General features: G+C 35.7%; 16 protein-coding genes. 13 read left to right on the top strand and 3 right to left on the bottom strand.

Annotated elements, in window-relative coordinates; translation table 11 throughout:
• Window positions 1-69 precede the first annotated feature (69 nt).
• On the bottom strand, window positions 70-1,827 hold the full coding sequence (gene sppA / locus HHL20_RS00820) for a signal peptide peptidase SppA (protein ID WP_169229321.1): 1,758 nt from the start codon (window positions 1,825-1,827) through the stop codon (window positions 70-72).
• 18 nt (window positions 1,828-1,845) lie between these two features.
• Between sppA and folK the strand changes: the two genes are divergently transcribed.
• The 5 genes from folK (at window position 1,846) to fmt (ending at window position 7,875) form a co-directional block, all read left to right on the top strand.
• Window positions 1,846-2,262: a 2-amino-4-hydroxy-6-hydroxymethyldihydropteridine diphosphokinase gene (gene folK, locus HHL20_RS00815; RefSeq protein WP_169229320.1), complete on the top strand. Its 417-nt coding sequence runs from the start codon at window positions 1,846-1,848 to the stop codon at window positions 2,260-2,262.
• Between the two features lie 22 nt (window positions 2,263-2,284).
• The gene (locus tag HHL20_RS00810) at window positions 2,285-3,397 is read left to right on the top strand and encodes an outer membrane beta-barrel protein (RefSeq protein WP_169229319.1); all 1,113 of its coding nucleotides are present in this window, start codon (window positions 2,285-2,287) and stop codon (window positions 3,395-3,397) included.
• Between the two features lie 30 nt (window positions 3,398-3,427).
• Entirely contained in the window at window positions 3,428-4,891 is a 1,464-nt protein-coding gene (locus tag HHL20_RS00805) for an OmpA family protein (RefSeq protein ID WP_169229318.1), read from the top strand.
• Window positions 4,892-4,970: 79 nt separating this feature from the next.
• On the top strand, window positions 4,971-6,872 hold the full coding sequence (locus HHL20_RS00800; protein ID WP_169229317.1) for a RecQ family ATP-dependent DNA helicase: 1,902 nt from the start codon (window positions 4,971-4,973) through the stop codon (window positions 6,870-6,872).
• 55 nt (window positions 6,873-6,927) lie between these two features.
• Window positions 6,928-7,875, top strand: coding sequence for a methionyl-tRNA formyltransferase (gene fmt / locus HHL20_RS00795; protein ID WP_169229316.1), 948 nt, complete (start codon window positions 6,928-6,930; stop codon window positions 7,873-7,875).
• A 108-nt stretch (window positions 7,876-7,983) separates the two neighbouring features.
• On the opposite strand, the gene ribB is transcribed toward fmt, so the two are convergent.
• A complete protein-coding gene (gene ribB / locus HHL20_RS00790) occupies window positions 7,984-9,105 on the bottom strand; it encodes a 3,4-dihydroxy-2-butanone-4-phosphate synthase (protein ID WP_169229315.1) in 1,122 nt (373 codons plus the stop codon).
• A gap of 64 nt (window positions 9,106-9,169) precedes the next feature.
• Window positions 9,170-10,174, bottom strand: coding sequence for an LLM class flavin-dependent oxidoreductase (locus tag HHL20_RS00785; RefSeq protein WP_169229314.1), 1,005 nt, complete (start codon window positions 10,172-10,174; stop codon window positions 9,170-9,172).
• A 362-nt stretch (window positions 10,175-10,536) separates the two neighbouring features.
• Between HHL20_RS00785 and HHL20_RS00780 the strand changes: the two genes are divergently transcribed.
• The 8 genes from HHL20_RS00780 to HHL20_RS00745 all read left to right on the top strand — a co-directional run bounded on the left by HHL20_RS00780 (window position 10,537) and on the right by HHL20_RS00745 (window position 17,071).
• Window positions 10,537-11,022: a hypothetical protein gene (locus HHL20_RS00780; RefSeq protein WP_169229313.1), complete on the top strand. Its 486-nt coding sequence runs from the start codon at window positions 10,537-10,539 to the stop codon at window positions 11,020-11,022.
• A gap of 391 nt (window positions 11,023-11,413) precedes the next feature.
• Entirely contained in the window at window positions 11,414-13,588 is a 2,175-nt protein-coding gene (locus tag HHL20_RS00775; protein WP_169229312.1) for a zincin-like metallopeptidase toxin domain-containing protein, read from the top strand.
• Window positions 13,589-13,595: 7 nt separating this feature from the next.
• A complete protein-coding gene (locus tag HHL20_RS00770) occupies window positions 13,596-13,913 on the top strand; it encodes a hypothetical protein (protein ID WP_089998141.1) in 318 nt (105 codons plus the stop codon).
• Between the two features lies 1 nt (window position 13,914).
• Window positions 13,915-14,337 (top strand): hypothetical protein, encoded by a 423-nt coding sequence (locus HHL20_RS00765; RefSeq protein WP_169229311.1) that lies wholly within the window; start codon window positions 13,915-13,917, stop codon window positions 14,335-14,337.
• A gap of 257 nt (window positions 14,338-14,594) precedes the next feature.
• Complete coding sequence (locus HHL20_RS00760) at window positions 14,595-14,873, top strand: hypothetical protein (RefSeq protein WP_169229310.1); 279 nt, start codon at window positions 14,595-14,597, stop codon at window positions 14,871-14,873.
• Window positions 14,792-16,132, top strand: a complete 1,341-nt coding sequence (locus tag HHL20_RS00755; RefSeq protein ID WP_169229309.1) for a cysteine peptidase family C39 domain-containing protein — start codon at window positions 14,792-14,794, stop codon at window positions 16,130-16,132. The genes HHL20_RS00760 and HHL20_RS00755 overlap by 82 nt, the downstream gene beginning before the upstream one ends.
• A 4-nt stretch (window positions 16,133-16,136) precedes the next feature.
• Window positions 16,137-16,634, top strand: a complete 498-nt coding sequence (locus HHL20_RS00750) for a hypothetical protein (protein ID WP_169229308.1) — start codon at window positions 16,137-16,139, stop codon at window positions 16,632-16,634.
• Between the two features lie 173 nt (window positions 16,635-16,807).
• Window positions 16,808-17,071 (top strand): zincin-like metallopeptidase toxin domain-containing protein, encoded by a 264-nt coding sequence (locus tag HHL20_RS00745; protein WP_169229307.1) that lies wholly within the window; start codon window positions 16,808-16,810, stop codon window positions 17,069-17,071.

Genomic DNA, 17,071 nt, shown 5'->3' with positions numbered 1-17,071 from the left:
TTTAAAGCCAATAAAAATTAAAACGGCGGATTTGAAATTCAAATCCGCCGTTTCTTTGTACAATATAATTTAGTTAATTTTAATCTGGTAAGGCATCTCCATTTTTATTTCAGACTGCAGTTTTCTCTTTTCAACAACCTGCTGAAGGATTTCGTAATTTGATTTCCCGATTTTATTTTTTATCACTCTTTCAGAAATCTCATCCTGATTCAGATCTTTAAATATCTGCTCGAATGGAGTCATGCTTTTCGGATATGAAGCCACTCCGTATGATTTTAATCCCGCTTTTTGTGCGGCAAATTTTACAGCATCATTTAAAGTTCCCAGTTCATCTACAAGACCTATCTGTTTGGCTCTTGTTCCGCTCCACACTCTTCCTCCGCCGATATTATCGATCTGCTCAAAAGTCTGTTTTCTGTTCTGTGTTACGAAGTGTACGAATCTTTTGTATGTACTTTCGACGCTTCTTGTAATAAGGCTTACTCCGTAAGGTGTAACCCCATTTAATGAAGAATAATACTGCGAATTGGCATTTGTAGAAACAATATCTGCACGGATCCCGTTTTTATTGGCAATATCCTTGAAATAAGGAATAACCCCGAAAACTCCTATTGATCCTGTAAGTGTATTGGGTTCAGAGTAGATCTTATCTGCCGCCATTGCAATATAATATCCTCCGGAAGCAGCGTAATCTCCGAAAGAAACGATTAAAGGTTTTTTCTTTTTTAACTGCTGAAGCTCGAAAAGAATCTCATCGGACGCATTTGCACTTCCTCCCGGAGAGTTAATTCTGAATACAACCGCTTTTACATTGTCGTTATCCTGAAGATCTCTAATATACTTAATATATTTTTCAGAGTGAATATCATTGTATTCGTCACCTCCATAAATTGACCCTGAAGCATACAAAACGGCAACTTTATCGCCTGAGTTTTCGTCATCAGAATAGGAAGCAATATATTTTCCTAAAGAAATCTTATTTAATTTTTCATCATCCTTTAAGCTTAATTTGGATTTAATCAGCTGATCATATTCGGTTTTTTGGATCAGTTTATCTGCCAGTTTATATTTTAGTCCTAATTCAGGAATCATTCCGTACAGGCTATCGACCACCGTTCTGAAAGCAGCCGTATCAATTTTTCTGGAGGCCGCCATTTTGGAAGATGTATTTTTCCAGATATCATTCAGAAGAGTACTGAGCTGTTCTTTGTTTTCAGGAGAAATATCGTTTCTCAGAAAGGGCTCAACCGCAGATTTGAATTTTCCGTGGCGTATTACTTCAATACCGATACCGTATTTATCAGCAAAATCTTTAAAGAAGGTTACTTCCGTAGCAAGACCTTTCAGCTCGATCATTCCGGACGGATTCAGATAATATTGATCGGCGACGGATCCTAAGTAATACGAAGCCTGAGAAACAGCATTTCCATACGCATATACAAATTTTCCGCTTTTCTTAAAATCTGCGATGGCATTTCTAAGGTCATCAATCTGGGTAACTCCGGCATTAAGATCATCAGCTTCGATACTGATTCCTCTGATATTATCATCGGTTTTAGCTTTGCTAATGGCTTCAATCGCATCATAAATCAAAACATTTTTATTCTGCTCGCTGATATTAAACAATCCTCTCTGCTCTTCAGTGGGACTGTCAATAATATTGGTTTTCAGATTAATTGTAAGTACGGAATTCTTTTTTACAACTACAGACTTTTCATTTCCCATAGCGCTGAAGACCAGCATTATGATGAAAAAGAAGAAAAACACGACACATAATATGACAATAGCCACTATATTTGCCAGTACATTTTTAAAAAAGCTTTTCATAAACAATCATTTTTCAATATGTCGCAACATAAAGTCGTTTTGTTACTTGGAAGTAATCTCGGAGACCAAAAAAAAAATCTGCAGACCGCTCTGGATAAGATAGAACAGGCAGGAAATGAAATACGGGAAGTAAGTGATTTTTTAACATCGGAACCTGTGGAATTTGCCAGTTCCAATATTTTTTGTAATATTGCATCAATAATATTCACACATCTTTCACCATTTCAGCTTCTTACTCTTATTAAACGTATTGAAGTAGAAATGGGAAGAACAGACGATACTACTGTAACCGGAGAACATACCGACAGAGTTATTGATATTGATATCGTTACGTTCAATGGAATAAAATTTATATCAGAAAGACTAAAAATCCCTCATCAAAAACATCTTTCTGAAAGAGAATTTTCAAGAATATTATTAAAAGATTTTATCTAAAAAAACATAAAAAACATATTGTATGAAATTAAGTTTATTGTTATTGGCTGCAATGCCTGTTGCAATGTATGCGCAGGACAGTATTGCTGTCACCTCTAATGATATGTATCCCAATACATTTTCTTCAGGTTCTGCCAATGTCCAACCTTTCAACAATGCGTCCAGACGATTCAATGACTGGTCTGTATCGATAGGTGGAGGTGCTGCATTTATGGTTCACTCAGACCTTAAGTCGATTACAGATCAAAAGATTAACTGGGGATATAATTCGTATGTAAGCTTAGACAAACAGATTACCCATGTTTTCGGAATAAGTCTTATTTACCAGAGAGGTGAAACAACGCAGAAGGCTCAGCTGGAAGGAGCTGCAGGTATAGCTGCGGGAGTTGGGGAGGCAAAAACGAAATATAATCAGATTGCTTTAATGGGTGATGTTAATTTTTCCAATCTTTTAAGAAGAGTTGACAATCATTCTCCCTACAGATGGGCCTTGCATGGATATGCCGGTATAGGTGTCATGAACTACAATACCTCACTGCATGATAATAATGAGTTCAGATGGAGCACCGTTCCCGCAAGGATTCCCTTATTTATTAATCAGAAGCTGGATATAAATTCCATTTATTACCAACTGGGAGTAGGAGTTAAATATAATGTTTCCAAACTTATTGATGTCGAAGCAAGAACAATGTACATTATCAGTGGAGACGACGAGTTTGATGGCGGTGGCTATGCGGGTCCGGCAGACTATGATCCCAGCTCTGCTGTCTCTAAGTATAACATGATTAATAAAAGAAGATCCGATAATGCATGGACTGTGAATCTTGGTCTTTCTTTCAAATTAGGAAAACACATGACTCATCTTACTTGGCACGATCCTCTACAGGAAGCTTATTATAGAGCTTATGTGCTTGAAAACAAAAGTCCGGAACTGGTTGTATGCGAAAAAGGCGATGCAGACGGTGATGGAGTTTGTGACGACTGGGACAGACAGCTTGATACACCTTCCGGAGCACGGGTAGATGGCGCCGGTGTAGCTTTAGATATCGATATGGACGGAACTATAGATTTATACGACAAATGTGTAACGGTTCCGGGACCTGTTGAAAATCAGGGTTGCCCTACAAATAAATAACTATTATTAAAAATACTAAAAAAAATACATATGAAATTAAGTTTAGCAATTGTTGCATTAGCATTAGCTGTTCCCGCAACAGGCTTTGCACAAGACTCAATAGCAGTCACATCAGCCGGAGAATATCCAAATACATTCTCTTCAGGTTCTGCAAATATTTCTCCGTTTACAAATAAAGTAAAAAGATTCAATGATTGGGCAATTTCATTCGGTGCCGGCGTACCATTAGTTCAATCTGCTGACTTAACATCCATAAAAAACGGTAACGGTAAAAACGTATTTGGCTATTCTGCATACGTAAGTATCGACAAAGCGATCACCCATGCTTTTGGGATTAACTTACAATATGACAGAGGCGAAACAAGACAGGGATGGTTCAATACCAAAAAGGATGCACCTGCAAATGCCTCAGTATATCAGCAGGTTGGTGCCAGAACGCAGTATGATGCCATTTCATTGCTGGGAGATGTCAATCTTTCCAATCTTTTCAGAAGAGTGGATAATCATTCTCCGTACAGATGGGCGTTGCATGGATATGCAGGTTTAGGAACTCTGGCATACCGTGCTTATCAGAAGGATGAAACAGGAGAAAGAATGGTCACTGAAATCAAACCATTTAAGCTGGGTTCCATGTTTGCACAGGCCGGAGCTGGTCTTAAGTTTAAGGTAAACAGAAGAATCGATATTGAAGGAAGAGTAATGTACGCGATTACCGGCGATGATGAATTTGATGGCGGAGGCGACAAATACAGCACTATTAATCAGAGAGAGGAACAAGTATCCGACAACTTCTTTAATGCAACTTTAGGGGTTTCTTTAAAACTGGGAAAACACGAATCTCACCTGATGTGGCATGACCCGCTTCAGGAAATGTACTATAAATTGGATGTTCTGGCAAGTAAAAACCAGGATATTGAAGTTTGTAAAAAAGGAGATCTTGATAACGACGGTGTTTGCGATGATTGGGACAGACAGCTTGATACTCCTTCAGGAGCAAGAGTAGATGGTGCCGGTGTTGCACTTGATACCGATCTGGACGGTGTAATAGATCTTAATGATAAATGTATAACAGTTCCCGGACCTGTTGAAAACCAAGGCTGTCCTACAACTCCGGATCCTACAACAAGAGGAACTGTAATTGAGGATGAAACCAAATTAGAAGGAATTGAATTTGATCTTAATTCAGACAGAATTTTACCTTCCAATACGCCTATCCTGAACAATGCGGTTAATTATATCAACTCTTCCAACGGAACTTATACGGTAGTTGGAGCTACAGATACAAGAGCTTCTGAAGCCTATAACCAAAAATTATCAGAAAGAAGAGCGAACAGTGTTAAAAATTATTTAATTAAAAACGGTGTGCAGTCTGATAAATTAAATGCAATAGGAAGAGGCAAAAAAGACCTTAAGTATCCTGAATGTGACCCCGCTACAAAATGCCCTGAATGGAAAAACAGAGCCAACAGAAGAGTTTATTTTGAAGCTAAATAATAGAGTAATTTTATAAATAATAATAAAGTCACGCAATGCGTGGCTTTTTTTGTCAGTTAAGTTTCAGTATTTTTATCCCATGATTTCCCAACAAGATTTTCAAGAATTAAAATTCAAAACCTTAAAATATTTTTGGGGTTATGATAACTTCCGGGACTCTCAGGAAGCTATTATTGATTCTGTTATTAATGAAAAAGACACGCTCGTCCTTTTGCCCACAGGAGCAGGAAAATCTCTTTGTTATCAGCTTCCTGCTTTATTAAAAGAAGGAACATGCCTTGTAATTTCCCCACTTCTGGCGTTAATGAAAGATCAGGTTGGCCAGCTGAAATCAAGAGGAATTGAAGCAGAGTATCTGTCTTCGGAATTAGACGAATATGATGCTGAAGGAATCTATGACCGTTGCAAAGAAGGATTAACCAAACTGCTTTACATCTCTCCGGAAAGGTTGACCAATAAACAGTTTCTTCAAAATATTGAAGAAATCCAGATGTCCTTTATTGCAGTGGATGAAGCACACTGCATTTCAGAATGGGGACAGGATTTCAGGCCGAGCTATCAGAACATTAAAGAATTCAGAAGAAATAATCCTGAAATTCCGTGTCTGGCATTAACGGCAACGGCTACACCAAAGGTTCTGGATGAAATCAAAGCAAAGCTCGATCTTAAAGATCCTCAGGTTTTTCAGAGAAGTTTTAAAAGGGACAATATCAGAATTTTCACAGAAGAAGTTTCTGATAAATTTCAAAAAATCTATGATATCCTGAAATTCACTAAACAGTCGGGAATCATTTATGTAAGAACGAGAAGAGAAGCAGAGCTCCTCAGTGCATTCTTACGAAAAAATCAATTAAACAATGTCGATTTTTTCCATGCCGGGCTTACCACAAAAGAAAAAAATGCCAAGCAGACCATCTGGAATAACAGTGACAGCCAAGTTTTAATCTCCACAAATGCCTTTGGAATGGGAATCGATAAAGACAATGTCCGTTTTGTGATTCATTATTCCCCTGCTCCTTCCATTGAAAATTATTACCAGGAAATCGGGAGAGCCGGAAGAGATGGCCAGGAAAGCTTTGCTTTTTTACTTTGGGACAAACAGGAACTTTCTAATTTTGATGATATTTTAAAAAACCAGACTCCGGGTAAAACTGAGTTCTTAAAAATCATCACTTACCTCTACTCTATTTTTCAGGTGGCAGAATTTGAAATGCCTGAAAAGGTCTTTCAGCTCAATTTAAATGGAATTCAGAATTTCACAAAACTTTCTTCAGCAAAAATTAAAAATGTCCTGAACTTTCTTCACAACCAGGAAATTATTTATTTCAATGACCATAAAAGCCTTTCTTCCCTTCAGCTTCTGATGCAGGCGGATGAAATCGACCAGCTTCCGCACAAAGATGCTTATTTTATTGAGCTGATGCTTCGTACCATATCAGGAATTACTACCCATAAGGTAATGTTCAGCGAGCAGCAGGTAAGCAATAAGATCGGCGTAAGTGTTCATTTAATTAAAGAAAGACTGAAAGAGCTACAGCAGAAAGGATACGTAGAATATGTAGACGGAGCCCTATCCAGTATCAAATTTTTAAAACCAAGAGACGAAAGACTTAATACTTCACAATACTGGAAGCTTTTTGAACATATTCAGAAAAATAAAATCCAGAAATGGGAAGAAATGAAATTTTATATTGAGGATAGCCGGTACTGTAAAATGAAACTGATTCTCATGTATTTCGGTGAAAAGAAATCTAAAAACTGCGGACAGTGCTCTGTTTGTGAAACTAACAGGCAATCTATTTTCGGGAAGAATATTTCCGGAGAAATTTTGCAGGCACTTACTAAAAAGCCGTCAACCATAGAAGAAATTTCGATCCAGCTGAATTATCATCCTAAAGAAAATATCCTGGAGAATCTTATCTATCTGCTGGATTCAGGAAAAGTAAAAATGTTGAATTTCAGAACGTATGCTTTAGCCTGAGCAATGGCTTAAGGTTATACCTGATTTTTATTGATAAACCGCTTATCTTTGCATCATGAAATCATTGAAAGTTGTTTTTTTAGGCACTCCGGAGTTTGCAAAGACTTCTTTGGAAGCCATACATAATTCTCATCATAAAGTTGTAGGTGTTGTAACGGTTGCAGATAAGGCAAGCGGACGTGGTCAAAAAGTGAACCAGTCGCCTGTAAAAATTTTTGCGGCAGAAAATAATATTCCTGTTTTTCAGCCTGAAAAATTAAGAAATCCGGAATTTCTGAATGAATTGAGAAAACTGGATGCCGATGTTTTTGTAGTAGTTGCATTCAGGATGATGCCAAAAGTGCTTTTTGAAATGCCCAAAATGGGAACTTTTAACCTTCACGCTTCCCTGCTTCCGGATTACAGAGGAGCCGCTCCCATTAATTATGCCGTAATCAACGGTGAAAAAAAAACAGGAGCCACAACTTTTTTTATTAATGAGAAAATTGACGAAGGAAATATACTGCTTCAGGAAGAATTACCGATTCTGCCTGATGAAAATGCGGGAAGTCTTCATGACCGGTTGATGGAAATGGGCGCAAAACTCGTAGTAAAAACTCTTGACGGGCTTGCTGAAAATACCATTACCGAAAGACCTCAACCTCATGTTGAGCATCCTAAAAATGCTTATAAAATCTTTAAAGAAGATACTAAAATAGACTGGACAAAAAAATCTAAAGAGGTTCATCAGTTTGTTTTGGGAATGTCTCCTTATCCTGCTGCTTTCACTACATTACAAATCGGAAACGAAGAAAAAGGACTGAAAATTTTCGGAGGTAAATTCGAGGTTGCTAATCATGATAAGCCTGCCGGAACTATAGATATTTCTAAGAATGAATTTAAGATCTATACTGCTGACGGAATATATTTCCCTTTAGAACTGCAGCTGGAAGGAAAGAAAAGAATGAATATCAAAGACTTTCTGAACGGATTCAGAAGCTTTGAGGGTATAAGGATTATTTAAAAATAATTTTATTAAAAAGAAACCTTCAAGATTTTTGAAATCCTGAAGGTTTTTATATTAACTGATATCAATCACTTAAAACGAAGCCAATTCACAATTGACCATTGACTACAGCTGTACCATCTCCGTTACCTCAACATCATAACCTCCAACCTGAGGCTTAATGTTAGGATTTTGGGTGATTACTTTAAATTTATTGATTCCAAGATTTTTAAGGATCTGTGTTCCGATACCGTAATCTCTATAATTGTACGCTAACGTTGGGTGTTGAACCTGTCCGTCCTGATAATTCAGGAACTGCTGAAGCTTTCTTAACGTATTTTCGGAATTAGAAACATTATTGATAAAAATAATAGCACCCTTCCCTGCTTCGTTCACCATACTGGTTACTTTTTCCAACAAAGGCTTTTCACCGTTATTTAATCTTGTCAGAACATCAAAATAAGAATCGGAAGACTGCACTCTTACCAAAACAGGCTCATCAACCGTCCAAGCACCTTTTGTTAAAGCAAAATGAATCTGATCATTTGAAGTTTCCCTGAAAGCAAAGAAATCATAGTCTCCGTAAGCCGTTTTCACCTTTCTTTCTTCAATTCTTTCGATAAGATTTCCTTTTTTAAGCTGGTAATGAATCAGGTCTTCAATCGAAACAATCTTCATATCGTGCTTCTGTGCAAAAGCATAAAGCTCGGGCAAACGGGACATTGAACCGTCTTCGTTCATGATTTCACAGATCACCCCTCCTTCTTTCAATCCTGCCAGACAGGTAAGATCAATGGCAGCTTCTGTATGTCCTGCTCTCTTCAATACACCTCCTTTTTTTGCACGAAGCGGGAAGATATGTCCCGGACGCATAAAATCGGTCGGCTTGGATTTTTCATCCATTAAAGCAAGAATGGTTTTAGCTCTGTCGGCTGCAGAAATACCTGTAGAAGTTCCGTTTCCAAGAAGGTCTACCGATACGGTAAAGGCTGTTTCCTTTGGATCACTGCTTCGGCTTACCATTACTTCCAATCCCAGTTCATCGCATCTTTTTTCAGGAAGCGGCATACAGATCAATCCTCTTCCGTGGAGTGCCATAAAATTGATAATTTCCGGTGTCGTCAGTTCTGCGGCACAAAGAAAATCTCCTTCATTCTCTCTGTCTTCATCATCTACTACTATGATTATTTTACCATTTTTAAGGTCTTCGATAGCCTCAGGAATAGTATTTAATTTAATATCAGACATTTTTACTTTAAGTTTTTGCAAAGATACTCAAAAATAAGCATCTCCCAATTATGATAAGGGTTTGTTATCCATTAAGAACAGCGTCTTTTGCTTTTCTGAAAATAGTATAGGAATTAAGTCTTTTCTGATGATCATAAATATGAGAATTTATCATCAGTTCATTGACATTAAATTTCTCCTGAAAACTTTTAATCTGTTCTTCAATTTCAGCCTGATCTCCAATGAAAGTATAACGCAGCTTTTGTAAAACCATTGATTTTTCCATGGGCGACCATATATCATCCATCTCATCAACCGGCGGCGCAAAAGGCTTTCTGTCATTACGGATGATATTGATAAAAGCCTGAAACAAGGTCGTGGACATTTTGTGAGCTTCTTCTGAAGTCTCTGCAGCTACCCCATTGATACAAGCAATAATATAAGGTTCGGTGCAGTATTTTGAAGGTTCAAAATTTTGTCTGTAAATATTGAAAGCCATTTCCATCTGTTCCGGAGCAAAATGCCCTGCAAATGCATACGGAAGACCAAGTTCAGCAGCTAAAAAAGCACTATCTGTACTCGATCCCAAAATATAAAGAGGAATATCAAGCCCTTCTCCCGGAATTGCCCGTACCAACGCTTCAGAATTTTCTTTAGAGAAATATTTCTGCAGCTCCAGGATCTGTCTTGGAAACTGCTGATTGATAATGGCCGGATTTCTTCCTAATGCCTGAGCGGTAAGACCATCCGTTCCGGGCGCCCTACCCAATCCGAGATCGATCCTCCCCGGGAAAAGCGATTCAAGGGTTCCGAATTGTTCGGCGATAACGAGAGAGCTGTGATTCGGAAGCATGATTCCTCCTGATCCTACCCTGATTTTTTTGGTTCCGTTGGCAATAAAGCCGATCAACACAGAGGTTGCCGAACTGGCAATGCTTTCCATATTGTGGTGTTCTGCAAGCCAGAATCTTTTATAATCTAAACTTTCGGCATGATTGGCTAATGAAAGACTATCCTGAAAGGTATCGTGAATGGTCTTGTCCTTTTTCACGGGAGCAAGATCCAGCACGGATATTTCGAAGTTTTGCATAATTTCAAATTTTAGGTTCTTAAAACCTCAGCAAATTTAAAGCTAATATTTTGCATTAGTTACTTTTTGTAATTGATAAGACTGATCGGTGAATTCAGGGAAAAACTATTGGAAAAATTTATTTTCCACTTATTTATCCAGGCGTATAATCTGTTCGAAAACTTTAGATCAATGAAATATATTACAAAACTCATAGCAAATAAGTAATAATATTCTATCTACTCATGCACTAGATTGTAAAAAATTTAATTAATAATTAATTTACAATAAAAATATACTAAAAATATATAATTTACATAACTAAAATACTTTTATTAAGAATTAATTCATTTTTATTACATTTGAATAAACATTTAACAATTATGAAAAACATTATTCAGACACAGTTTACCAATGATTTAAAAACACAAATTGATGCTAAAATTGCAGAATTAGAAGCTTTATTCCAAGGAAAACTGGCTGCTCTCAATGCAGACCAAAGAAAACTTTACGGAACCATAAACGAACAGAACAAGCTTTTCGTAAACAAGGTAAGAGATTATAAAATGAACCAGCCCCAGCTGAGTGCCGATGATGTGAATTGGGATGAGTTTGAAAATGATTATCAGGCCAGAATTTTCTTAGAAACGAGAAAAGAGAAATTAGCCAGCCTGGTATATCAAATGGAAAGTACCAAGATTTTACACGATTACGATAACTATAATGATGCATTAGACGATTATGCATACTCCCAATACAAAAAAGGAAGAGAGGTGGTTGGTTTTGCAGAAAAAGTAGCAGACCTGAAACAGTTTTTCCCAAGAACAGCCAAAAGTAACAGTACCGAAGCCGAAAATAATGCAAAATAGCATAGCCAGAACCCAAAACCTAAACGTTAAGGTGAATTGAAGATGTGTTTAAGTCTTTTTACCTTCTGTTTAAGTTTTCTTACTTTATGTTTAGGTTCATTGTCCAAAATTTTAAGTCTTTTGGCTAATATTTTGGCAAACCCGGTTAAAATTTCCGCTATTTCCATCAAAATTTTAAGGAAAACAAAATCAGACAGTTTATTGGCTGTCTGATTCTTTTAGGATCAATTTTCTAACGATTTTTATGACAAATAACAATAGAATGTTGTTTCATGATGGTAAGGATTAATCATCGAAATAAAAATAACACGCCAGGTTTTGACGCAGGCAGGATCTAGCTTTGCTTTTAGAAATATGTAAACCAAATTAATAATCATTAAAAACACAAAATATGGAACGAAGATTAGCCTATGTATTGAGTAGGGAATTTGACAGTCCTTTAGGGCAAAATAGTATGTTTTATGAAACTTTTGTAGTACCACCGGAAAAGAAGGTAAACTATCCACCATCAGAAAAATATACTATGGTTCATCATCAGGCTGTTTTTTGCGAAAGTGGAACCGAAGTTTTTGACAAATACGAAAAAGACACTATTGAGCCTGATTATTTTACCATTTATTACGAAATGGTTTCTAAAGATACCAGTAATTTTTTTGGAACTGCATGTAGAGTGAAAATGGGAGATTATGCAAGAGAGCAGTTGATAAAACATTATTACAGCAAAGGAAAAACAATCAATTACGACGGAAACACTTTAGACAGAAGCGTAACCGATTTCAGTAGTCTTATTAAAGTGATTGCAGAAGATTATGGCATTGATGCTACCCTTTTCAAGGGGGCTATATATTTGGAAATCTTAGACAAAAGCAAAATCAATGATGCCTTTACAAAAGTATCTTCATTGAATAACCTATTTGCAGATTGGTTGAAAGGAGGCATAGAAGCTACTGAAAAATGGAAGTTCACAGAGGAAAACTACGACTTTACAAAATATTATGTGTTGCCTATGTATAGCAACTACCAAAATAAAATAGGGGCGAGTGGTTTTCCACAACAGGAAGTTAAATACAAACCTATCATTCCTGTTCCATTCCCCAACAATCAATATAAGAATATGTCTGAGTCTCCACATATTGTGGCAGATGGTTTGAAAAAACTTAAAGATTTTGTTACTTCATTTGATGAAATTTCTACTGCTGCTGTTTTCAATATTGTAAAGGCTACCCCTACTATTTCGGATGATGTGCTTTTTGCTGTTACTTATTTGGTAAAGAACATTATAGAGGATAATATGCCTGAAAGTATCAAAATTATATACAACAAGCTGAAAGCTGTTTTTAATGATTTGCTGAATGTGGTTTCAGGAATTGAAAATTTTATAAAAGCAGAACTCAATAGCGAGATCGCTAAAATTAATGCTTTCTTGTGCGGTTTAATCAATGGGCTTATTTCACTGGTACAGACTATCATTATGCTTTTGGCAATGGTAGTTGAAAAATTTCCAATTTTTGAAATAGAAAAAAGCAGTCCTTTGCAATTGGCAAAGCATCAGGAGGAACTCGAATTTATCGAAGATTTTGTAGATTTATTTGCTAAAAACTCTAAAGAATTTTTTGAGGGTGTTAAAAATCTCTTTAGTGATGGGAAGATTTGGAAAGAAATTTCTGAGTTTTCTGATATGCTGAAAAAGAAATTTATTCAAATAAAAGACTTGAATGAATATTTCTGGGCTTACTTTATAGGAGGGGTTGCCCTCGAATTGATTCTGGATGCTTTAATTGCTTACTTCACAGGCGGAAGCTCATTAGTTGCCGAAGCATCTGCAAAAATCAGTCGATTAACAGCCAAAGCAGAACAGCTGGGACCCAAAGCTATTAATTTTGGAAAAGGTTTAGGGAAGAAAGTTGCCAATTCTGCAAAAGATCTTTATAAATGGTTGGAAAAGGAGTTCCTTGAAATGCTGGAAGCAATAAAAAGCGGTAAAGTTGCGGAATGGGTTAGAAAGAAAATTGATACTATATTTGGAAGTGGTAATAGGGTTCATGATGAAGTAGTTGAGGATATTGAGGAACTTTTCAGAAAAATTAATGATGATTTTGGATTCGATGGGGGCAGGTTGTTAACTATAAAAGAGATTAAAAAACTTCGAAAATTATTAAAGGAACTTTATGATGTAGATTTGAAAATCGTAGATAAGGACTTTGGAATGAAGCAAAAGCTTAAAGACTGGAATGCAAGAGGTGTAGTAGGTTCTTTCAATCCAAGACTTAAAACTATGTTTTTGCGTTCAGAAGTTTCAGAGTTAACCGTTTTTCATGAAATGGTTCATATGAAAACCTGGAAAAGATTGTCACCTGAAGAGTATGCCAAACTACCCTTGTGGGAAGATGAAACAATAGTTTGGGATGCTATCTGGAAAACAAAAGATAAATGGACTAAAAGAGAATTAGTTGATTCTTATGAATATGTAAATGATAGAATTAGAATACCAATGGGGCAACCGAAGTTAATTATTGACGAAATGGAAGAATTGGTGAAATTAAAAAAATTAGGAATGTTAAAATAAATTAGAAATGAAACATACAGAAAAACAAATAGAGCAAATTGCAAAAGATATTTTAGAAAAAACTAACTTTATCTATGACACTAAAGAAAAAATGATTATTCGTGAAAATGAAGATTTATATTTGGATGGTAAAAAAATTAACTCTTGGAATGTATCTATATTTTTTGGAGAAGAAGATTGGGGCAAAAATCAATTAGCAGGACTTGTAATTAATGATGATAATGGGCATCCTATTTATTTACAACATAGTTTTAATAGTTTCATATATTATAAAGTTAATGATAATGGAGAAATAATAACAGAAGTGAAACAGGGGAGCAAATAGAATGAAACATACGGCAAAAGAAATAATTGAATTATCTAAAAAAATTCTAAATAATTCCGGATTCGGTTATGATGACGAGAATCAAATAAAGTGTGTAGAATTAAATGAAGATTCTTTTTTTGGTTATAACAAAAATCAAAACATTTGGCAGATTTCTTTTTTATGGGGAGAAGAAGATTTTGGTAAAAGCAGAGGTGCTTTGCTATATATTGATGATGATAAAAAATTACCTCTTTTGTTAGTTCATTCACTCGGTCAATCTAAAATTACCTATTCTTTATTAAATGATGAAAAAACCATTGTTAGTAGCACTAATGTAAAGTTACTATTGAAGAGTAAAAATGAAACATATAGAAAAACAAATATTAGAAAAAGCTATCAAAATTGTAAAAGATTTAACAGATGGGGTTTTTGGAGAAGATAACATCATCAACGTCAATTTCCATGAACAAAATAATTATTATTTCCAAATGAGAAAATTATTGATGTTTGGGTTATTTCAGTAAAATCCCTTTTTGACAATACAGATTTTCTAATCCTTTCTGACGAAACGGGAGAACCTGTATACTATCATAATTTTAATCTTATTAAAACTGAAATTATTAAAAATACTGATGGTATTTATCGGTACAAAAAATAATATTTCAAAAGGGGGTTGACTTTAAAACCAATCCCCTTTTAATGATGTGTGCTGTGCAACTGGAAGACTTTAAACCGGATGAAAAAAATTACGATCCCGCGTCTAAAGATTATTCTCCCCTTATTCCTCTTTTTGCAGGTGCTGCAGTTCCTGTAAATATGAACAAGGCTGCACAATTTTTTGAAGATTTGGGCAGCAATCCTTTTGTACAGGGGGTAGAAACAGCTTTCAGCCAGGTTTGGGAATTGGTAAAGCAATCTGCAGGCAGGTTAAGGATGCTGCTATTGACCATCTGCCTGAATCCTTCAAAAAACTGGTAACCAGGATTACAGGAATTATCAATACCATTAAAACCTTTCTATCAGAAATTAATGAAATCGTTTCTGATCTGGCACAGAAAGGGATTGAGTTTTTAGAAATCCTGAATGCTTTTAACTGTGGGATCATCAATGGATTGGTGAGTTTGGTACAATGCATTCTGTATATTCTGGAATTTCTTTTACAGCCTACCACTACATTTTCTTACCAGCAGTATTTGGAAAGAAGAAACCTTTTGGAAAAAGCAGAAGATGTATTGGATTGGGTATATGAAAATGTGCCAGTGTTTTTAGAAGGGGTTAAAAAACTGTTTCGATCCAGTGTGAATATATCCCAATCTGACTTTGAGGGTATTTTTGACCAATTGAAAGAATACTGGGATAACACTTCTCGCTATACAGTAGCATTTTATACAGGGCTTATAGTCTTTGAGTTCATTATCAACATTCTACTTCTTATCTTTACCGCGGGGGAAGGCAATGTGGTAAAAGGAGCTACTTATGTACAGAAAGCATCCAGCCTGCTTCGGGTTATAACCAGAGAAGCTTTTTCAGCAGCAACATTTGGGCTTACTGATTTGCTGCTGGGGCTTGGTAAACTGATGTTAAGATTCTCCAAAGCCTGCGCAAAAGGTTTCAAAGGGTTTATTAAATTTATTGAAGAGCTACTGCAGGGCGCTAAAAATGGTGCAAAGGCGGAGGATTTGGCGGAGGAAGCGCAGGATATAGAGGAGGTAATTGTAAGGGGAAAGAAATTCCAAAAAGGAGGAGGAGATATTACCAAATCTTTTGCAGAAAATGCAGGTATTAAGATTGAAAGGGTTGCTAGTACAACCAAAGTCTTTGGGCAATCTACAGACCATACTTGCGTTGCTACTTCTTTGAGAATGGTGTTAGAAGATAAGAACATTATAAAAAGTGAAGATTATCTTGCAAATGCTTTGGACACCACTAGAGATGGAGCAAGAATTAAAGATATTCCAGATGCACTATATAATAATTATATAGATGATGTAGTAGCAGTCTTTGAGGAAGATATTAAATTTTCTAAATTATTAGAGAAACTAGAAGATGGAGACAAGGCAATTGTAAGTATTGGTACTCCAGAGTTTAAAGGACATGCAGTAGTATTTGAAAAAGTGGAAGATGGTAAAGTATTTTTACGTGATCCATTACCTATGAATCAAGGAGCTTCTTATTCTATGAAATTAGAAGATTTTGAAAAAATATTTAACAAAAAAGCAGTAATTATTAAAAAATAAAGTGATGACAGAATCAGGAAACATACAATATAACACAAAAGGAGAAAAACCTTTAAAAGGCTATCAGATTGTTAGGGTGAGAAATGTTACCCACTCAAAAGAAGTATTAGATAACTTCAAGAATGCAGTTTTAACAATCTTAAAAAACAAGAATTTAAGTGATGAAGACCCTAAATGGGAAAAACTTTTACCACAAGGAATTGTAAATAAGCTAAAACAACTGGACAGTGATGACAGGAGTTATGATGAATTTTTGTATAGTGTTAATTCAAGTATTGATGATTATCAAAGACTTAGAGATTGGGAATGGTACAGCTCAATAGAAGTAGAAAAAGGATTTGACATCATTGTTAAAGGCAAATTTAATAGTTGGAAATTTATTAATTTTATCCATTGTCAAAATGTTCCTTTAGATGATATTAGGATTATAGATGCTGATAAACAAGAAATTTATGAGCTAAAAACCATTAAGGATTATACAACATATAAAATTTTAAAGTAACCTTAAGAGGCTGTGTAAAAAACAGTCTCTTTTATTTTAAAACAGATCAATTACAGAACAAGGAAATATACAGTATAATATAAAAGGATAAAGCCACCCTGACAGGTAAAGCCTGGACGACTTATCCCAAAGATATATTGGCTAGTTGTAGAACCCATGAGATACCACCAAAAATGTTTTTACGCTACGATGCCACAGAACTTACTGTACAACATGAAGTTTGGCATATAGACGATTTCAAAAAGTTAGGTTTTGACGAATATCATAATACCCCAAACTGGAAATTGGAGGAACTTGTATGGGAGAGAGTTTGGAAACAAAAAAATCGTTGGACGCAAGAAGAAATTATTGACTCATACAAGTATTATAAAACAGAATGCGGAAGACAAGGTGCAGATTATAAAATAGTTGAAGAATTAGAAAAATTAATAAAGTAA

The sequence above is a fragment of the Chryseobacterium cheonjiense genome (genome assembly GCF_012927265.1).
GTDB lineage: Bacteria > Bacteroidota > Bacteroidia > Flavobacteriales > Weeksellaceae > Chryseobacterium > Chryseobacterium cheonjiense.
Note: the sequence above shows the minus strand (reverse complement) of the source record. Positions and strands in the feature narration are given on the sequence as shown.

Excerpts from the sequence above, each read along its gene's own strand:
- sppA (WP_169229321.1), bottom strand. The coding sequence starts at position 1,827 with ATGAAAAGCTTTTTTAAAAATGTACTGGCAAATATAGTGGCTATTGTC.
- folK (WP_169229320.1), top strand. The coding sequence starts at position 1,846 with ATGTCGCAACATAAAGTCGTTTTGTTACTTGGAAGTAATCTCGGAGAC.
- HHL20_RS00810 (WP_169229319.1), top strand. The coding sequence starts at position 2,285 with ATGAAATTAAGTTTATTGTTATTGGCTGCAATGCCTGTTGCAATGTAT.
- HHL20_RS00805 (WP_169229318.1), top strand. The coding sequence starts at position 3,428 with ATGAAATTAAGTTTAGCAATTGTTGCATTAGCATTAGCTGTTCCCGCA.
- HHL20_RS00800 (WP_169229317.1), top strand. The coding sequence starts at position 4,971 with ATGATTTCCCAACAAGATTTTCAAGAATTAAAATTCAAAACCTTAAAA.
- fmt (WP_169229316.1), top strand. The coding sequence starts at position 6,928 with ATGAAATCATTGAAAGTTGTTTTTTTAGGCACTCCGGAGTTTGCAAAG.
- ribB (WP_169229315.1), bottom strand. The coding sequence starts at position 9,105 with ATGTCTGATATTAAATTAAATACTATTCCTGAGGCTATCGAAGACCTT.
- HHL20_RS00785 (WP_169229314.1), bottom strand. The coding sequence starts at position 10,174 with ATGCAAAACTTCGAAATATCCGTGCTGGATCTTGCTCCCGTGAAAAAG.
- HHL20_RS00780 (WP_169229313.1), top strand. The coding sequence starts at position 10,537 with ATGAAAAACATTATTCAGACACAGTTTACCAATGATTTAAAAACACAA.
- HHL20_RS00775 (WP_169229312.1), top strand. The coding sequence starts at position 11,414 with ATGGAACGAAGATTAGCCTATGTATTGAGTAGGGAATTTGACAGTCCT.
- HHL20_RS00770 (WP_089998141.1), top strand. The coding sequence starts at position 13,596 with ATGAAACATACAGAAAAACAAATAGAGCAAATTGCAAAAGATATTTTA.
- HHL20_RS00765 (WP_169229311.1), top strand. The coding sequence starts at position 13,915 with ATGAAACATACGGCAAAAGAAATAATTGAATTATCTAAAAAAATTCTA.
- HHL20_RS00760 (WP_169229310.1), top strand. The coding sequence starts at position 14,595 with ATGATGTGTGCTGTGCAACTGGAAGACTTTAAACCGGATGAAAAAAAT.
- HHL20_RS00750 (WP_169229308.1), top strand. The coding sequence starts at position 16,137 with ATGACAGAATCAGGAAACATACAATATAACACAAAAGGAGAAAAACCT.
- HHL20_RS00745 (WP_169229307.1), top strand. The coding sequence starts at position 16,808 with ATGTTTTTACGCTACGATGCCACAGAACTTACTGTACAACATGAAGTT.